A 15,060-nucleotide genomic window follows, 5' to 3' on the forward strand; every position below is an offset into this window, starting at 1 on the left:
CAGATGGGGCGGGCCTAGTTCTTCGTCGGCGCGGGCGCGCCGTCTTGGATCCACTGACGGAGGGTCGCCAGCTCGGCGCTCGTCAGGGTCGGCTTGTTGTCCGCGGTCTGCGGCATCACGCCCGTGTTGCAGCTGGCCGTGGCGCTGGGCCTGCATCCGGCGCTCGCCGCCGTCCCTGCGACCTTGCGGTAGAGCCAGCTCTGCTCCGGATCGCCCGGCACCACGAGCTTGAACTGCCCACCGCCCCTGGCCGGCTTGTTGACGAGGCCCGCGACGATGTCCGTCGAGCTGATCTCGCCGCCGAGCGACAGGCCGGCCTGCGGGCCGGTCGACGGCGCGGCGTGGCAGCCGCTGCACTTGTTGATCATGCTCTCGAAGATCGGACGGACCGTGGTGTGGAACACGCCCGACTCCGTGGGCAGGGGGTCGACGGGGTCCGGATTCAGCTCAGGGTTGATGACCCGAGCGATCGCGTCCATCTCGTAGCACTGGGCGGCGATCGCGTCCTTCAGCTTCTGGTCGTCGGGCGACAGGCCCTTGGCGACGCGGTACTTCTCCCAGACCTTGTCGATCCAGCCGTGCAGCTTCCAGAACATGTAGTTGTCGATGTTCGTGAACTGGTTGCCGAGGCCGTGGTCGGTGTTGTTGCTGCGCACCCATTTGAAATGGAGCTCGCCGTGCAGGCCGCTGGCCGTCACGCTCGCACCCGGGATGGCTTGACCGGCGAAGCACTGGAGCCACATGCCGAACGCGCCTTCGTCCGGGAAGCGGCTCAGGTTCTCCGGCTTGTCGATCTCGTCGGCGATCTTCGCGTTGGCGATCGTCGTGGCGCTCCAGGGCCTGAAGTCCGCCCTCCACTGCTGGGGCAGCTCCTCCGCGCTCGTGGGGAACTTGTCGAAGCCCTCGAACTGCTCCGAGTGATTCGGCCAGAGCTGCTTCAGCGACTGGATCATGTGCCGATGCATGGCGAGGAACTGGAAGCCGTCGCCCGTGGATTTGCACTCCTGGTCCGACGGGACCGGGACCGACGAGTTGCAGATATCGACCCTGCTCATCCCGCCGAGCCCGCCGGGACCGCAGCGCCGGATGCTGTGCCACTCGAAGTGGGCGGCCTGCCATTCGTTCTCCTGCATCCAGGCGATCACTTCCGGCTGGACCGTGAGATCGGTCTGGCCGTTCTTGACGAACTCCGCCGGGCCGTCCTTGATCGTCGCGTCGCTGGGATGGGGGTCGAAGCCGTCCACGCAATGATCCTTCGGGTGCGTGACGCCGGTCCCGCTCGAGCCGCCGCCGCCGCCGCTGCCGACGCCCGGTCCGGCGGACGAGGAGGTCGCGGTCGCGGAGGAGGAGTTGGACGGGCCGCTGCCGCTGCCGCTGGCGACGGAGGTCGCGCCGCCCGCTCCGCCCGCGCCCTCCCCTCCCCCAGCGGTGCCCTCCGCGTCGGGGTCTCCGCTGCTGCAGGCTCCCAGCAGAAGGGCCGTGACGCACGAGACGAGACAGAACGTGCGCTGCGAGATCTTGCCGAATGACACGGTGGACAAGCCTGCCTGATCGTTGATTCGCATGGTGCTCCTAGGTACCGCTGGACGCCGGGTGCGTGCTCCCGCGCAGCCGCTGGGCGAGACGCCGGATGGGGGACGTCAGGCAGGGGCTGGTCGCATCGACTGGCACGAGGCCTCCGAGCAGAAAGGCGAATGAAAGTTTGTTGAAAGAGAGCGTCGCCGTCGTTGGATGAACCGAGGGAAAAGGAAGAGCGAAGCGACTCCGAGGATATCAAGGGCGAATCGCCACGCTCGCCTCAGGTGACAGAAGGTTCCTTACGCGATCCGCCTCCCTCTTGAAAAAGTGATGCTGTATCAAGAACTTACCCATGCATCGAAGATGCGCGTCACGCCCATCAGGAACGGAGCTTTGGTGTTGAGCGCGCGTGGCGAGCTCTGCCTCCCCAGCCGTCTTCAGGTGGAGCCAGCCCCGATTTCGAGGATCGGCCCGGGCTCCTCTGCGCGACAGGCTCATCCGTGGAGGATTGAAGAACGCTCGCGCTTCAGGGACATCAAAACCTGCCTTCCTTAAGCTCTACGCAGGCAGCACACGGCGCCCTCGCCGTGGACCACCCCACCCCTGACATTCCCGCGGCTCCGAATTTTGATCACCCGGACTCGCCGATCGTATCAATACCGCATTCAGCAGAACATTTTCACGAGACGAGATCATGGGCGCGGCGGGCCTGCGCTCCGGAGTGCGTGTTCCACTGTGCCCGATGAAGCTCAGTGGATGCGCTCGCAGACGCGGGTTCCTCGACCGGGTTCGTCGAGCTCTGCCGTTCGGTCGAGCGACGTCCTCGCCGTCGGGGCTGGTGGAGAGGTGTACCGACGCTCCATCAAGGATGCGTCGACGCATCGACGGGGCCGCCTTCACGCCACAGCCAGCCTGCTGGCGCAGGCGCCTCCCCGCGGATCACCTGCCGTACCGTCAGGACGACCACGCGGCCCGCCTCGCGCTCCTCCGCGAGCCAGCCCAGGAGCGCGGAGAGGTCCTCGATGGAGATGCTGTAGTCGTCGCAGCCGTCACAGATATGGTGGAAGGTGAGCTGTATCCATCCGCCATCCTGCTGCCCGCGCCGGACGAGCGCCTGAATCGTTGAGAGGCGGTGAACGAGGTGGAGGGAGCCGGGCGTGCGGGTGGCCATGGGGTCGCGCGGCGGGATGATCTCCGCGCGTGCGCAGAGGATGCACGGGGGTATGCCAAGCCCGCCCGCCCTCCTGGCGCTGTCGTAACCGCAGGAGCGCACCTGCTCGGCGCTGACGCTGTCGTGGTCGCCGCGGGGGTACGCGAAGTCGCTCACGTCGAGGCCGAGCGCGAGGAGGGCGCGGCGATCGTCGCAGACCTGCCGGCGCAGCTCTCCGGCAGGGAGCCCGGGCAGCGGCACGTGGTCGACGGTGTGGCCGCCGATCTCGTGGCCATCGGACGCGAGCGCGCGGAGCTCTGCGACCGTCAGGTAGCCGGGACGGTCGAGTCGACCGCTGTTCACGAAGAACGTGGCATGCATCCGGTGCTCGGCGAGGATGGAGCGCGCGGAGAGCTGATTCGCCAGCGTATCGTCGAACTCTAGGGACACGACGGCGACGCCCGGGGGACACCCTGCCAGGAGGATCGTGGCGAGGAGGACGGCGGCGAGGCACGCTCCGATGCACACCAGCACCACCTGGTCCTGACGCGTCGCGAGGCGCCGCGCGCCGCCCTTGTCTGTGCGCAGGCTCTCCACAGCAGACACCGCCGTATCATCGGCCGTGCCTGCGCCTCCAGCGTCCTCCCACGGAGATCAGCGCGCGATGCGCCTTCCGGGAACGTCTGGCGCCCCTCCCGAGACCGGGAACGACGAGCACCGACGGATTCGACAGGATCGTGTCAGAAGCCTATCTGCCCACCCTCTGCGCTCCCAGATCGAGCATCGCGTCCCAGAACATCTTCTCGTACGCCTGAAATAGCCGGGTCGTGCGGCGGATCGCCCGGGGCTCCACGCCGCGGTCGAGCCCGTCCTGCACGATCGCGACCGCGGTGTCCTCGAACGACGGCAGGTTCGCGAAGGCGTCCAGGAAGGCCGTGTGCTCCGGGCCGAAGCCGTACCGGTCGCGGAGCGCCTTCCCCATCCTGCCGCAGCTGAACCCCCACGCTGGGAAGTTGATGAGCAGGGCACACGCGATCTCGGCCGCCGAGGCGTTGGCCGCCGCCCAGGCCATCTGGGTGGCGTAGGCGAACCCCTCCGCGGTGACCTCGTACCGATCCAGGTCGCCCCTCGTCATGCCGAGCTTCTCACCCATGGCGGCGATCGCGGCGGGCGCCGCGAGCTCGCCTTGAAGGACGCCGCTCCAGAAATCGCGAAAGGGCGTGTCCGCGAAGCGCTGGAGCATCATCGCCATCGAACGCATGTCGCTGAGCACCACGTGGTGCTGGTGCCCCGGAAACGCCTTCAGCCCCTCGAGCGTGATCTCGCCGCGCGAGAGCGCGCCCGGATAGGGGTGATCCCTCAGCTGATCGTCGATGTTGCGGAGCTCTTCGCGGATGTCCTTCACCAGCGCGGTCGCGGCCTTCATGGATGACGTCCTCCGTTCGGTCCCCATCCTACCACCGCTCGCCCCCCGCGTTCCCGCCGATGTGCGCGCGGAGATCGGGCCATGACGGCGGCAGCGCAGCGCGCGGTCACGCCCCCTCCGGAGCGCGCCCCTTCGCGCAGAAGCGCTCGATCCACTCGACGATGCGGCGGCTGTAGAACACCCGGTGGCTCGGCTTGCCGCGCTCGGCGAGGTGGTGGTCGCCGCCGGGAAAGCGAATGAGCTCGACGGGCGCCTTGCCCGAGCGCACGAGCGCCGCAAAGAGCTCTTCCGACTGGCCGATGGGGCAGCGGTGGTCCTCCTCGCCGCACAGGATCAGGGTGGGCGTCGCGGCCTCCCCGGCCCAGGACACCGGTGAGAGCTTGCGGTAGAGCTCTCGCCGGTCGAACGGCTCTCCGCGCATGTCGTGCGGATCGACGTAATAGCCGGTGTCGGACGTCCCGTAATGCGACTCGAGGTTCGCCACCGGCGCGCTCGAGACGGCGGCGCGGAAGCGCTTCGTCTTGCCGATCGCCCAGGCCGCCATGAAGCCGCCGTACGACTTGCCCGCGATGGCGACGCGATCGCCGTCGACCGTGCCCTCGGCGACCAGCTCGTCGATGGCGGCGAGGTGCTCCGGCAGGTCGCGCTCGCCCCAGCGCCCCCGCAGGCGATCGGCGAACTCCTTTCCGTACCCACCGGAGCCGACCGGGTTGAGCGACAGGACGGCCCATCCGCGGGACACCAGGGCATGCCAGTACGGCCGGTACGTGAAGCCGAACTCGACATAGGCGTGCGGGCCGCCGTGCACATGGACGAGCAGCGGCGCTGGCTCCCCGTCGCGGTCCGGCGGCAGCAGCAGCAGGCCGGCGTTCTTCGTGCCCGACGCGCCGCGGAACTCCCGCAGCACGACGTCGGGCCAGGCGCGGCCCTCGCCCCACGCCTCGTTGACGTTGACGAGGAGCCGCGCGTCCGAGCCGTCCCAGCGCGCGCTCCCGAGCAGGCTGCAGAGGTGCATGGTGCTCCACAGGAACGCGAACGTGCCCGCGCCGGGCGCCGCGCTGATCTGCGTGATCTGCCGCTCGTCCGAGATCGCCTTGTGGAGCGTGCGCTGCTCGACCGAGACGAGCGCCACCTCCGAGGTGCTCTCGGTCGCGAGGACCACGGCGAGCTCGCGCCCGTCCGCGGACCACGCCGGGGGCATCACCTTGCCGAGCGGGAAGCTCGCGACCTCCGTGTCCTCGGCGGTGACCATGCGCGGCTCCGCCTCGCCCCGCGCGTCGACGACCCAGACGTGCTGTCGCGAGCCGCCCTCCTCGCGCGGGCTGTAAAACGCGAGGGCGCCGCCGTCCGGCGACCACGATGGCATCGCGGCGAGCGGGCAGCCGCGCGTCACCTGCCGGAGCCCTTCGCCCGACGGCGTCATCACCCAGAGGTCGCTCCGGTGGGCGTCGCGGGGGCCCGTCCGCGTCCGGCTGAACGCGATGTGGCGCCCGTCGGGCGACCACGCCGGGTCGCTCTCGTTCGCGTCGCCGCGCGTGATCTGCCGCGCCTCGCCCCCGTCGGCGGGGACGACGAAGAGGTGCGTCCGGCGGTCCAGCACGAACCCCTCTCCGTCGCTTTTGTAGAGGGCCCTCGTCACCACCCGCGGAGCGCCCGGCGGCGCGCCGGAGGCGACCTTCGCCGAGAAGACCAGGGCCGCGCCGTCGGGCGACCAGGCGGCGAGACCGGCGCCCGAGGCGAGGTCGGTCAGCCGCCTCGCCTCGCCGCCGTCGATCCGCATCACGTAGAGCTGCGCCGGGCCGCCGCCGCGATCCGAGAGGAAGACGATCCGGGAGGAGTCGGGCGAGAAGCGCGGGCTCTCGTTCGTGTCCGAGCCGAACGTGATCTGCCGGGGGGCGCCGCCGCCCGCGGGGAGCAGCCACAGGTTGGAGACATAGGTGTCCGCCTCGGCGTCGACCTCCTCGAGGACGTAGACGATCCACCGGCCGTCGGGCGAGAGGACCACCTCGGAGACGAGCTTGAAGGCCAAGAGGTCATCCGGCTCGAAGCGGCGAGCGTCGGGCTTTCGCATGGGCAAAACAAGGTGGACCGGGAGGCGGACGTCAAGCCTCCTCGGCGAGGCCATGACCTCGCGAGACCGTGCGCCGCGCGCGGTGGACAGGCTCGCTCTGCGCGGATCCGCGGATCGCCCGACAGGAGCTCCGGCAGGCTCATGCGCGCTCTCGGCGCCGGTCTGGTCGACTCGTCTGGTCGTACGACGTGCGCTGTCCGCGGGAACCCGGACACGGCTCCGTCGGATCATCGATCCCGCCGCGTCGTCCGTTCGCTCCCGCGAGGCGGGCCGCCTCGACGACGCCGCCGGGCGGCAGGTCAGGCGCGCTGGGCGAAGAAGCGGGCGTTGATCTCCCGGTAGTGCCGCCACTCGGCCGGCAGCTCGTCTTCATCGAAGATGGCGTCCACCGGGCACTCGCCCTCGCAGGCGCCGCAAGAGGTGCACGACTCGGGATCGATGTAGAGCTGGAGGCGCGCGAGGCGCGTCTTCCGCTCTTCTTCCGGGAGGTCCGCGATGCGCGCGATCTCGTCGGCCGGGATCGGGCCGTGGATGCACTCCACGGGGCAGACGGAGACGCACGCGGTGTCGCAGGTGGCGATGCAGGGCTCGGCGATGACGTAAGCCATGAAGGGGTCCTTTCCGCGGAACGATCGCCCGCGCTCTCCTCGCTCCTTTGTGCATGTGCACGGCGCATACCCGCGGCCCGAACGGCCCTTTCTCGGGCCTGCGCCGGCCTTGTGCGGCCCTGGCAACGCCCCTACGGTGCCGCGCAACGCCATTTCGGTGGCGTCGCTCCCCGCCCGATGACCGCCCCCGCCGATCGCGCCCTCCTCCTGCTCGCCGACCTCGGCGAGGCGGCGGCGCGCGCGCACACGGAGGCGACGCTCGTCCCCGCGGTGAGCGCCGTGCTCGCGCGCCACCTCCCGCTCCGGCGGCTCGATCTCCGCCGCGGCGCGGCCGCGCCGGGCGCGCCGGAGATCCGGCGCGGGGCGGGCGGCGAGGCGACCGCCGTCTTCGCGCTCCGCGACGCGGAGGGCGACGTCGGCTGCGCCGCGATGGAGCTCGGCGAGGGCGCGGCGCTCGACCTCTCGCCCGCGCTGCTCGAGGCGCTGGGGCGCCTGCTCGCCGTGGCGCTCCGGCAGGTGCAGGTCCTCGGGCGCGTCGCGGCGATCGCGCGCCGCGCGCAGGGCGAGAAGCGGGCGCTCCAGGAGGAGCTCGACCGCGTCGCGCTGCCCCGGGAGGTGGTCGCGAGGGGCCCGGCGATGCGGGCGATCTTCCTGGAGATGGTGCCGCTCGTCGCGCGGCAGGACACGACCGTGCTGGTGCGCGGCGAGACCGGCACCGGCAAGGAGGTGATCGCGCGCCGCATCCACGCGCTCTCGCGCCGCGCGGAGCGGCCGTTCCTCGCGGTGAACTGCGGCGCGCTGCCCGAGGGGCTCGTCGAGAGCGCGCTCTTCGGCCACGAGCGCGGCGCCTTCACCGGCGCCGCGGCGCGGCACCTCGGGACGTTCGAGCGCGCGAGCGGCGGGACGCTGCTGCTCGACGAGATCGGCGAGCTGCCCAGGGCGGCGCAGGCGAAGCTCCTGCGCGTGCTCCAGGAGGGCGAGATCGAGCGCGTCGGCGGCGAGGGCGCGGTGCGCGTGTCGGTGCGGGTGATCGCCGCGACGCACCGGCCGCTCGAGGCGATGGTCGCGAGCGGGGCGTTCCGCGAGGACCTGTACTATCGGCTGCAGGTGTTCCCGATCGTCGTCCCCCCGCTGCGGGAGCGGCCCGAGGACCTGGAGCCGCTCACGCGGGGCATCGTGGAGAAGGTCGCGGCGAGCTTCGGCCGGCGGCCGCCGCGGGTGAGCGCGGAGGCGATGGCGCGGCTGCGGGCGCACGGCTGGCCGGGCAACGTGCGGGAGCTGGAGAACGTGATCGAGCGCTCGATGGTGATGTCGACCGGGGACGAGCTCATCCTGTCCGCGCCGCTCGCCGCGGCGCCGCGCGCGGCCGGGCGCGCGATGACGTACCGGGAGGCGGCGCAGCGCTGCATCGAGGACGCGCTGCGGGCTTCGGGCGGGAAGATCTACGGGGAGGACGGGGCGGCCGCGGCGCTCGGGCTGAAGCCGACGACGCTGCAAAGCAAGATGCGGAAGCTCGGGATCCGGCGGGAGGATGGCGGGAACGGCGGGAAGGGCGGAAACGGCGGGAATCGATGACTCGAGGCCAGCGCGGCCGGGCATCGGGTGATCGGCCGCCGTCGACGAGGCCGCGTCAGCGCTCCGCGACGGCGAGCCGCTCGATGGTGCGGACGCCGCGATGCGTGGGCCAGTAGCGCGCGGCCCAGTCCACGGTCGACCCGTCGGAGAGCACGCGGAGGCCGGCGCGCGCGAGGAGCTCGCGCATCTCCTCGCGGGCGAGCGGCGTGCGAACGGGCTCGCCCAGGGAGCGGAACATGCCCCGGATCACGCGCTCCGCCCAGGCGGGGAGCTCGGCGTCGGGGAGCATCCCGTAGGTGAGCGCGATGCGGCTGCCGGGCGCGGAGAGCGCCGCCGTGAGGCGCAACGTCGCCTCGATCGCCTCGCGCGTCAGGTAGACGGTCACGCCCTCCCAGATCCAGAACGTGGGCTCGGCCGGGCGGAAGCCGGCCGAGAGGAGCGCCTCGTCGAGGCGGTCTCGCTCGAAGTCCACCGGCACGCGCGCGAGGCCGCGGGCCTTGAGCTCCGGCGCTGCGCCCGGCGCGCCCGCGCCGCTGCCGTCCCCGCGCGCGAGCGACGCGAGGCGCTCGACCTTGTAGCGCTGCGTGCTCGGGTGATCGACCTCGAAGACCTGGACGCCCGCGAGCTCGGGCAGGCGCATCGCGCGGCTGTCCAGGCCGGCGCCGAGCAGCACGAGCTGCGATGCGCCGCGCGCGACGGCCTCGCGGAGCGCGTCGTCGATCGCGCGGGTGCGGAGCGCGACGTGGTAGCCGACGCCGAACGTGGCGACGCCGATCGCGCGGTGGAGGGCGCCGGCGGCGGCAGGAGAGCCCGCCGCCCGCGGGAGCGCGCGCGCCGGCAGCGCGAGCGGCCACGGGACGAGGCGGGCCGCGAGCGGGTCGGGCGCCACGCGGTAGGGCTCGGGCATCTCGGTGTAGAGCGCCCGCAGGGCGGCGACGAGGGAGGCGGTGAGGCTTGGGCGTCGAGATCGCACGGGGTGCCGGGGCTCGCGGTGGGCCGCCCCGGGTCGCCCGCGGCGGCGCCACGGCAGCGTACATGCCGCGTCGCCGGCGCGCCCGTCTCTCGTCGTTCGGTTCCCGCTTGGCTCCAGGGCGCGGTCGCCGCTGTTCACCTCCCTGCGTCAGCGCGCCGAGGCTGCGGACAGCCGAGGCGCGGAGGGCCGCGAGCGCGGCGCCACACCGGATGCACCGGTTCTTGCCTTCGGCGCGCCGCGGACCGGTGGAGCCGCGGTGGCGTGTCGAGAAACCAACGGTTGCCCTTCACGAGCCGTGCGGGGCTGCACCCATTCTTCAGGAGTGCTGAGCATGAGAGCGAATCTGGCTTGCGGCGCGATGGTCATCTTGCTTGCCCAGGGCGTGCTGGGATGCGGTGACGATACGGATCCCGGTGGAACCGAGTCGTCGAGCTCCTCGGCGACCGGCAGCGGCGGGAGCGGCGGTGGCACCGGCGGCGCTGGCACCGGTGGCACTGGTGCCAGCAGCGGTGGCAACGGCAGCGGCGGCGACGGCGGCGGCGGCAGCGGCGGCGACGGCGGCGGCGGCAGTGGCGGCGACGGCGGCGCGGGGGGCAGCGGCGGCGGTGTCGACGCCATCGCCTGGGCACCTTGCTCCCTCGTCACGGACGGCGACGCCAAGGACGCCGAGTGCGCCCACATCCCCGTCCCGCTCCACTGGGACCAGCCGGAAGGCAAGACCATCACCTTCTTCGTCAAGCGCAAGCTCGCCGCGACGCAGCCGAGCCGCGGGCAGCTCTGGCTCCTGAACGGCGGGCCGGGGAACTCGGGCGTCGATTTCGAGCCGCTCGTGCCGTTCCTCGCCAGCGTCGACCCGACGCTCGACCTGTACATCCCGGACCACCGCGGCACGGGCCGCTCGAGCCGCCTCGGCTGCGCGGACGGGGAGACGCCGGAGAGCGAGGCGGGCAGCAACCTCACCGACGCCGAGGTCGCCGCCTGTCTGCCGGCGATCGAGGCCGAGCTGGGCGACGACATCAAGGGCTACACCATCACGAACGCCGCGCGCGACGTCGGCGAGACCATCGCGCGGACGCGCGCCCCGGGCGGCGAGGTCCTCATCCTCGGCCGCTCCTACGGCACGATCTGGGGTCACCGCTACCTCCAGCTCTACCCTGACCAGCCGACGGCCGCGGCGCTCACGGGGCTGGCCGTCAACGCGCACCTCTCGAACCTCGAGTTCTGGCTCAACGACCTCGGCCAGCGCTACATGGCCCTCTGCGGCGCCAACCCGTCCTGCGCGGAGAAGCTCGGCGCCGACCCGTGGGCGACGATGACGGAGACCCTGGATGCGTTCGACGAGGGGGCCTGTCCGGAGGTGGCCGCGCTCGGCTATGATCGGCCGCTCTTCCAGCTGGCGTTCGCGCGGCTCCTCCTTCTCCAATGGCCGCACTGGTCGCTCATGCCGGCGCTCGTCTACCGGCTGGACCGGTGCTCTCCCGCCGACGTCGCCGCGTTCGACCACCTCAAGGACATCCTCCAGGCGCGCTTTCCCGAGCCGCTCCCGCCGAGCCAGCGGCTCTCCTCCCCGGTGCTCCGCTACAACATCACGCTGTCGGAGCTCTGGGCCGACCCGCCGCCGTCCGCCGCCGAGGTGGACGCCTTCCTGGCGGAGGCCAACATCGCCCTCGGGCAGATGGACGATGGAGTCGCCATCCGCGAAAGCTGGCCGCGCTACACCCCCGACGCCTACGCAGGGCAGTGGGCCACGACGAGCGTCCCCCTGCTGCTCCTCCAGGGGGAGCTCGACTTCGTCCCGAGCGCGGTACCGGAGGCCGTCGAGAGCCGCTTCACCGGCCCGAACCAGACCTTCGTGATGCTGCCGCGGGCCCCTCACACCCTCGAGAGCCCGACCAGCAGCGGCACCTCGTGCGACCTGGAGATCCTGCTCCAGTTCATCGCCGATCCCGAGGCGCCCCTCGACACGTCGTGCACCGAGCGGATCCTGCCCCTGGATTTCAGCGTCGATCCGACCGTGAGCGCCACCTTGCTCGGCACGGACGACGCATGGGACGGCGACCCGGGCGCGGGGCGGCGCACGTCCACCGCGTCGCCCGAGCACGAGCGCGCGCTCGCGCGCCTGCGCGAGGCGATCGCGGCTCGGTGACGATGACGGGCGGCATAGAGTTACAACAAGACTAGATCAGGAAGAACGTCTCCCGGAGTGCGGCGAATTCTGCTAGAGCTGTGAGCCGCGTCGAGCGCGGATCGCGCCCCGACGCGAGCGGCAAATTCTTAAGACGACGGCGAACGTGCCGCGCTGCGGGAGCGCGCAGCTCCGGCGAGCGGGCCTATCACCTTTCGGGCATCGACATGACTTCTTCTTTGCATCGCGACATCGCACGCTTCACGTGGGTTGGGATCTCCTGTCTGGCCCTGTCCGCCGCGGCGGCGGGGTGCTCGGACGACGGGAACGGCGGCTCGGACGCGGGGGGCGCCGGCGGCGCCGGCGCGGGGACCGGCGGCGCCTCGAGCGTGAGCTCGGGCACGGGCAACCCCGTCGCCAGCAGCAGCAGCGCCGGCGGTGGCGCCAGCAGCAGCACCACGACCGGCAGCAGCACCACGACCACCAGCACCACGACCAGCAGCAGCACCGGGACGCCGACCACGACGAGCACCACGTCGAGCACGGCCGCCGGCACGCCGACCGGCGCGTGCCCGGCGACCGCGACGTTCTGCGCCGACTTCGAGGGCGACGGGCTCCCGGAGGGGGCGACGTACCGCCCGTCGTACCAGGCGGCCGACGCGCTGAAGAACATGGAGATCGACGCCTCGATCGTCCACGCCGGCGCGCGCTCGCTGCACGTGAAGCCCGGAATGAGCGGCTACGACTGGAGGATGCTCTCCGTCCCGGCGCCCGGCCCGACGTTCTGGGTCCGGCTCTACGTGCGCAGCAGCGTGGATCTCGGCCAGTCCGACCACAACGCCTACTTCCAGGCGATGACGGGCACCGGCGAGCCGAACGAGGGGGACAACGTGGAGGTCGCCGAGCAGTACTGCCAGATCGTCCTAAACCTGCGCGACGATGTCGTCCTGCCGACGGGCGGCGATTTCCGGTGCGGGAGCGGCGGCGCGAGCCTCCCCAAGGACCAGTGGCACTGCATGGAGGCCTACTTCGACGGCACCAAGGGCGATGTCCAGGTCTACGCCAACGGCACCAAGATCATCGACAAGACCGGCTGGAAGAAGCTCGACTTCAAGACGTTCAGCTTCGGCTACCTCGGCTTCCACGGCCCCGCGCGCTCGATGTGGTACGACGACGTGGCGGTCGCGCCCGAGCGGATCGGCTGCGCCGACTGACACGCGCGGTCGGGCAGGAAGGCGGGGCGTCGGGAAGAAGAGGGACGCTCTCTTCTCACCCTCCCCCCTTCCTGTGACTTCGTCAGCACCGCGGGAAGAAATCCCGCCCCCAAGAAGACGATCGATATCGAGCCGCCGCCGGAGCGTGACTGTCAATCGCGACCGGGATGGCGAGACGGAACCTGCTCCTGCGTAAGCAGATCAGAACGGGCGGGCGCGCCCTCCGCGCCGCTCGCGGGCCCGGAGGCCGCGGACATCAAGATTGCGGTGAGGACGTCGAGGCGCGCCGTGAACTTCATGTTCGTCTAGTTGTACGAGCGCGTCCTTTCTGGGAAGCTCTCCGAGCAGCATCTCAGGACCAGGGGAAGGTAATCCGCAGTGCGGACGGCCACGGAACGAGATCGGCACACGTACTGGACGTGCTCGGTCCCTGCGTCACGTTCCCGACGTTCATCACCCGTGGCGCGCGAGAAGAACAGCGACGGCAAGGGGAGATGCGGATCGGCCACGCCGGACCCATGCTGTTCGCAGCATATGACGAGCGTCGCTGGAGAGCACGAAGCAGCGCGAGCAGCGCACAGTCCGAGGCGGAATGCGGCACCGCGCGTCGAGGCAAGGCGACGCGAAATTGTGTCCGGAGCGGCGCGGAGGACGTGCACGCGTGGAGCGAGGTGCGAGAGCAGCCAAGCGCGGCGGCGAGGAGCCGGTTCCACGGCGGCGCTCGCTGCGCGCGCCGGGCGCCGGTAAGCGCCGGAGCACAGCGACGCAGACCGCCAGCGTAGCGCCGCGCGCACAGGCGACCAGACGAGCAATACGCTGCGTGTGAGGATCGCTGGACTGACCATCTCACGCACCTCGCTCGATCTCCTTCACCACGAGCCCCCCGCACATTGGAGCGACCCGCGCCTCGCGCGCTCACGGCGACGCGCCGCGAACTAACGCGCTCTACGTCGCCGGGCCGGCCTCGCCAGAAAACGTCCGTTCACTCGAAGAAGGAACACAGATGACATCACTCTCACACGGATGCTCGGTGGGTGTGCTGGTGACACCGCAGCGCGAATACAGGTCGATACAGGCGTCCCACGCACATACGCACGCAGGCACGCCATTCGCTTACCCCCGAGTCGAGATGCCGCGGACCAGACGGTCCGGTCACAGGGCATCGCTGGAGGAACCATGCGATCGATTTTCTGTGGAGCGACGTTCTTGATGGTGATCGCGGCCGCGGCGACCGGGTGCGCGGTCGAGCAGGCGGACACGTACGACAGCGAGGTGAGCGAGGACGCCGAGATTGTCGGCTCGAGCGCCGCCGCGATCGAGAGCGAGGTCGGGAGCTCCCGCGTCGGGATCGACTTGGTCGCGGGACCTGGGCAGTCCTACGTTCCGCAAATCGGGCAGCTGGCGCCGAAGAAGGAGATCTTCGTGTCGAAGCACGGCCTGCCGACGAAGCTCGTCCCGACGGTCACGCAGTACCCTGGCACCACGCAGTACCCTGGTATCTGGCAGTATCCTACGAATCCGCCGATCTATCCGCAGCTGTAGTCCGCGACAGCAGTCGAGGTCGCCAGAGGTGGTGGCCGCCGCGGCGGACACCGGTCGCGCGTCGCAGCGCCGCGGCGCGCCCCTGAAGAGGTGAAGGCTGATCGAGGCCAGCGCACCTGCTCGCCACGATCGCGAGGGGCCGCGGCCGCCCGTCACTCCCCCGGGCGGCGCGGCTCCTCGCGATCGCAGCGCGCGGCTAAGGATAATACACCGGGAGGAGATCCACCGAGCCGCTATACAGCACCCCGGTCACCCCGTCTCGAATGGTGATGGCCACGCAGCCTCGCAGCTGGGAGGCTATCTTGGTGAGGTGGCCGCTGTTCCAGATGGGAATATGGCTCAGGCTGACAATCGTGTCGCCCGGGTCCGCATGGAACCGACCGATGCTCGGCGACCACATGGCGCGCAGCGGGCTGTTGGCGGCGATGGACCCGATCTGGGCGCCGACCTGGCCGAAGCCGGCGGGCGGCAGCAGGGACGCGCCTAGCTGTGGAGAATAGTACAGAAAATCCACTGGAGCATAGGTGAGCGGCAGCGGGGTGCGAGCAGATGCCCACGCCGGCGCGAGCATGGAGGCCGCGGTCACCGCGCACACGGCCAGACCTTTGGCTGCGAACTTCATGATTTTTCCCTTTCATGGAGATGGTCGTGAGAAGCCGCGCAGGCAGCCCTCGCGGCGCGTTGATGCCGGTTCGAGCCCTGATCCGCCTCAGAGCAATGCCGGCGATCACACACCTTCAATGCAGCCGTTTCGTCCAGCGTCAACTCGCGCCCGGACGCAAGACGTTCCGGGTCATCATGGGATGGCAAGCCTATTGATTGCATGGAATCCCAGTAACGCCAGCCGCTCGTGGCTGC

At 70.9% G+C, this 15,060-nt stretch carries 12 protein-coding genes; 4 read left to right on the top strand and 8 right to left on the bottom strand.

Translation table 11 applies throughout. The annotated features are described in order from the left end of the window. Nucleotides 1-14: 14 nt before the first annotated feature. The 5 genes from WME83_RS34135 to WME83_RS34155 form a co-directional block, all read right to left on the bottom strand. Nucleotides 15-1,532 (bottom strand): hypothetical protein, encoded by a 1,518-nt coding sequence (locus WME83_RS34135; RefSeq protein ID WP_437322080.1) that lies wholly within the window; start codon nt 1,530-1,532, stop codon nt 15-17. Between the two features lie 848 nt (nt 1,533-2,380). Then, nucleotides 2,381-3,274: a polysaccharide deacetylase family protein gene (locus WME83_RS34140; RefSeq protein WP_437313897.1), complete on the bottom strand. Its 894-nt coding sequence runs from the start codon at nt 3,272-3,274 to the stop codon at nt 2,381-2,383. 142 nt (nt 3,275-3,416) lie between these two features. After that, nucleotides 3,417-4,094: a hypothetical protein gene (locus WME83_RS34145; RefSeq protein WP_437313898.1), complete on the bottom strand. Its 678-nt coding sequence runs from the start codon at nt 4,092-4,094 to the stop codon at nt 3,417-3,419. Between the two features lie 106 nt (nt 4,095-4,200). After that, a complete protein-coding gene (locus WME83_RS34150; protein WP_437313899.1) occupies nt 4,201-6,165 on the bottom strand; it encodes a S9 family peptidase in 1,965 nt (654 codons plus the stop codon). 299 nt (nt 6,166-6,464) lie between these two features. Then, a complete protein-coding gene (locus tag WME83_RS34155) occupies nt 6,465-6,773 on the bottom strand; it encodes a 4Fe-4S dicluster domain-containing protein (RefSeq protein WP_437313900.1) in 309 nt (102 codons plus the stop codon). Nucleotides 6,774-6,950: 177 nt separating this feature from the next. On the opposite strand from WME83_RS34155, the gene WME83_RS34160 reads away from it, so the two are divergent. Then, nucleotides 6,951-8,348 (top strand): sigma-54 interaction domain-containing protein, encoded by a 1,398-nt coding sequence (locus tag WME83_RS34160; protein ID WP_437313901.1) that lies wholly within the window; start codon nt 6,951-6,953, stop codon nt 8,346-8,348. Nucleotides 8,349-8,403: 55 nt separating this feature from the next. On the opposite strand, the gene WME83_RS34165 is transcribed toward WME83_RS34160, so the two are convergent. After that, nucleotides 8,404-9,321 carry a class I SAM-dependent methyltransferase gene (locus tag WME83_RS34165; RefSeq protein WP_437313902.1) on the bottom strand — a complete coding sequence of 306 codons (918 nt, stop codon included), beginning with the start codon at nt 9,319-9,321 and terminating at the stop codon, nt 8,404-8,406. Between the two features lie 331 nt (nt 9,322-9,652). Between WME83_RS34165 and WME83_RS34170 the strand changes: the two genes are divergently transcribed. Continuing rightward, nucleotides 9,653-11,467, top strand: a complete 1,815-nt coding sequence (locus WME83_RS34170; RefSeq protein ID WP_437313903.1) for an alpha/beta fold hydrolase — start codon at nt 9,653-9,655, stop codon at nt 11,465-11,467. A gap of 187 nt (nt 11,468-11,654) precedes the next feature. Here the strand turns inward: WME83_RS34170 and WME83_RS34175 are convergent, their stop codons facing one another. Continuing rightward, the gene (locus WME83_RS34175) at nt 11,655-12,119 is read right to left on the bottom strand and encodes a hypothetical protein (RefSeq protein ID WP_437313904.1); all 465 of its coding nucleotides are present in this window, start codon (nt 12,117-12,119) and stop codon (nt 11,655-11,657) included. Here WME83_RS34175 and WME83_RS34180 point away from each other — a divergent pair. Continuing rightward, entirely contained in the window at nt 12,118-12,660 is a 543-nt protein-coding gene (locus WME83_RS34180) for a hypothetical protein (protein ID WP_437313905.1), read from the top strand. The two genes, WME83_RS34175 and WME83_RS34180, sit on opposite strands and share 2 nt — an antisense overlap. 1,176 nt (nt 12,661-13,836) lie before the next feature. After that, nucleotides 13,837-14,202, top strand: a complete 366-nt coding sequence (locus WME83_RS34185; protein WP_437313906.1) for a hypothetical protein — start codon at nt 13,837-13,839, stop codon at nt 14,200-14,202. A gap of 196 nt (nt 14,203-14,398) precedes the next feature. Here WME83_RS34185 and WME83_RS34190 read toward each other — a convergent pair whose 3' ends face one another. Then, nucleotides 14,399-14,824, bottom strand: coding sequence for a hypothetical protein (locus WME83_RS34190; RefSeq protein WP_437313907.1), 426 nt, complete (start codon nt 14,822-14,824; stop codon nt 14,399-14,401). Nucleotides 14,825-15,060: the final 236 nt, after the last annotated feature.

The organism is Sorangium sp. So ce385 (genome assembly GCF_051474135.1).
Lineage (GTDB): Bacteria > Myxococcota_A > Polyangia > Polyangiales > Polyangiaceae > Sorangium > Sorangium cellulosum_D.

What these genes read in the sequence shown, in the direction of transcription:
- WME83_RS34145 (WP_437313898.1), bottom strand. Translation starts at nt 4,094, where the DNA reads ATGAAGGCCGCGACCGCGCTGGTGAAGGACATCCGCGAAGAGCTCCGC.
- WME83_RS34175 (WP_437313904.1), bottom strand. Translation starts at nt 12,119, where the DNA reads ATGTTCTTCAGCGCGTCGGCCGCCTGGTACGACGGGCGGTACGTCGCC.
- WME83_RS34170 (WP_437313903.1), top strand. Translation starts at nt 9,653, where the DNA reads ATGAGAGCGAATCTGGCTTGCGGCGCGATGGTCATCTTGCTTGCCCAG.
- WME83_RS34180 (WP_437313905.1), top strand. Translation starts at nt 12,118, where the DNA reads ATGGAGATCGACGCCTCGATCGTCCACGCCGGCGCGCGCTCGCTGCAC.
- WME83_RS34160 (WP_437313901.1), top strand. Translation starts at nt 6,951, where the DNA reads ATGACCGCCCCCGCCGATCGCGCCCTCCTCCTGCTCGCCGACCTCGGC.
- WME83_RS34150 (WP_437313899.1), bottom strand. Translation starts at nt 6,165, where the DNA reads ATGCGAAAGCCCGACGCTCGCCGCTTCGAGCCGGATGACCTCTTGGCC.
- WME83_RS34155 (WP_437313900.1), bottom strand. Translation starts at nt 6,773, where the DNA reads ATGGCTTACGTCATCGCCGAGCCCTGCATCGCCACCTGCGACACCGCG.
- WME83_RS34190 (WP_437313907.1), bottom strand. Translation starts at nt 14,824, where the DNA reads ATGAAGTTCGCAGCCAAAGGTCTGGCCGTGTGCGCGGTGACCGCGGCC.
- WME83_RS34185 (WP_437313906.1), top strand. Translation starts at nt 13,837, where the DNA reads ATGCGATCGATTTTCTGTGGAGCGACGTTCTTGATGGTGATCGCGGCC.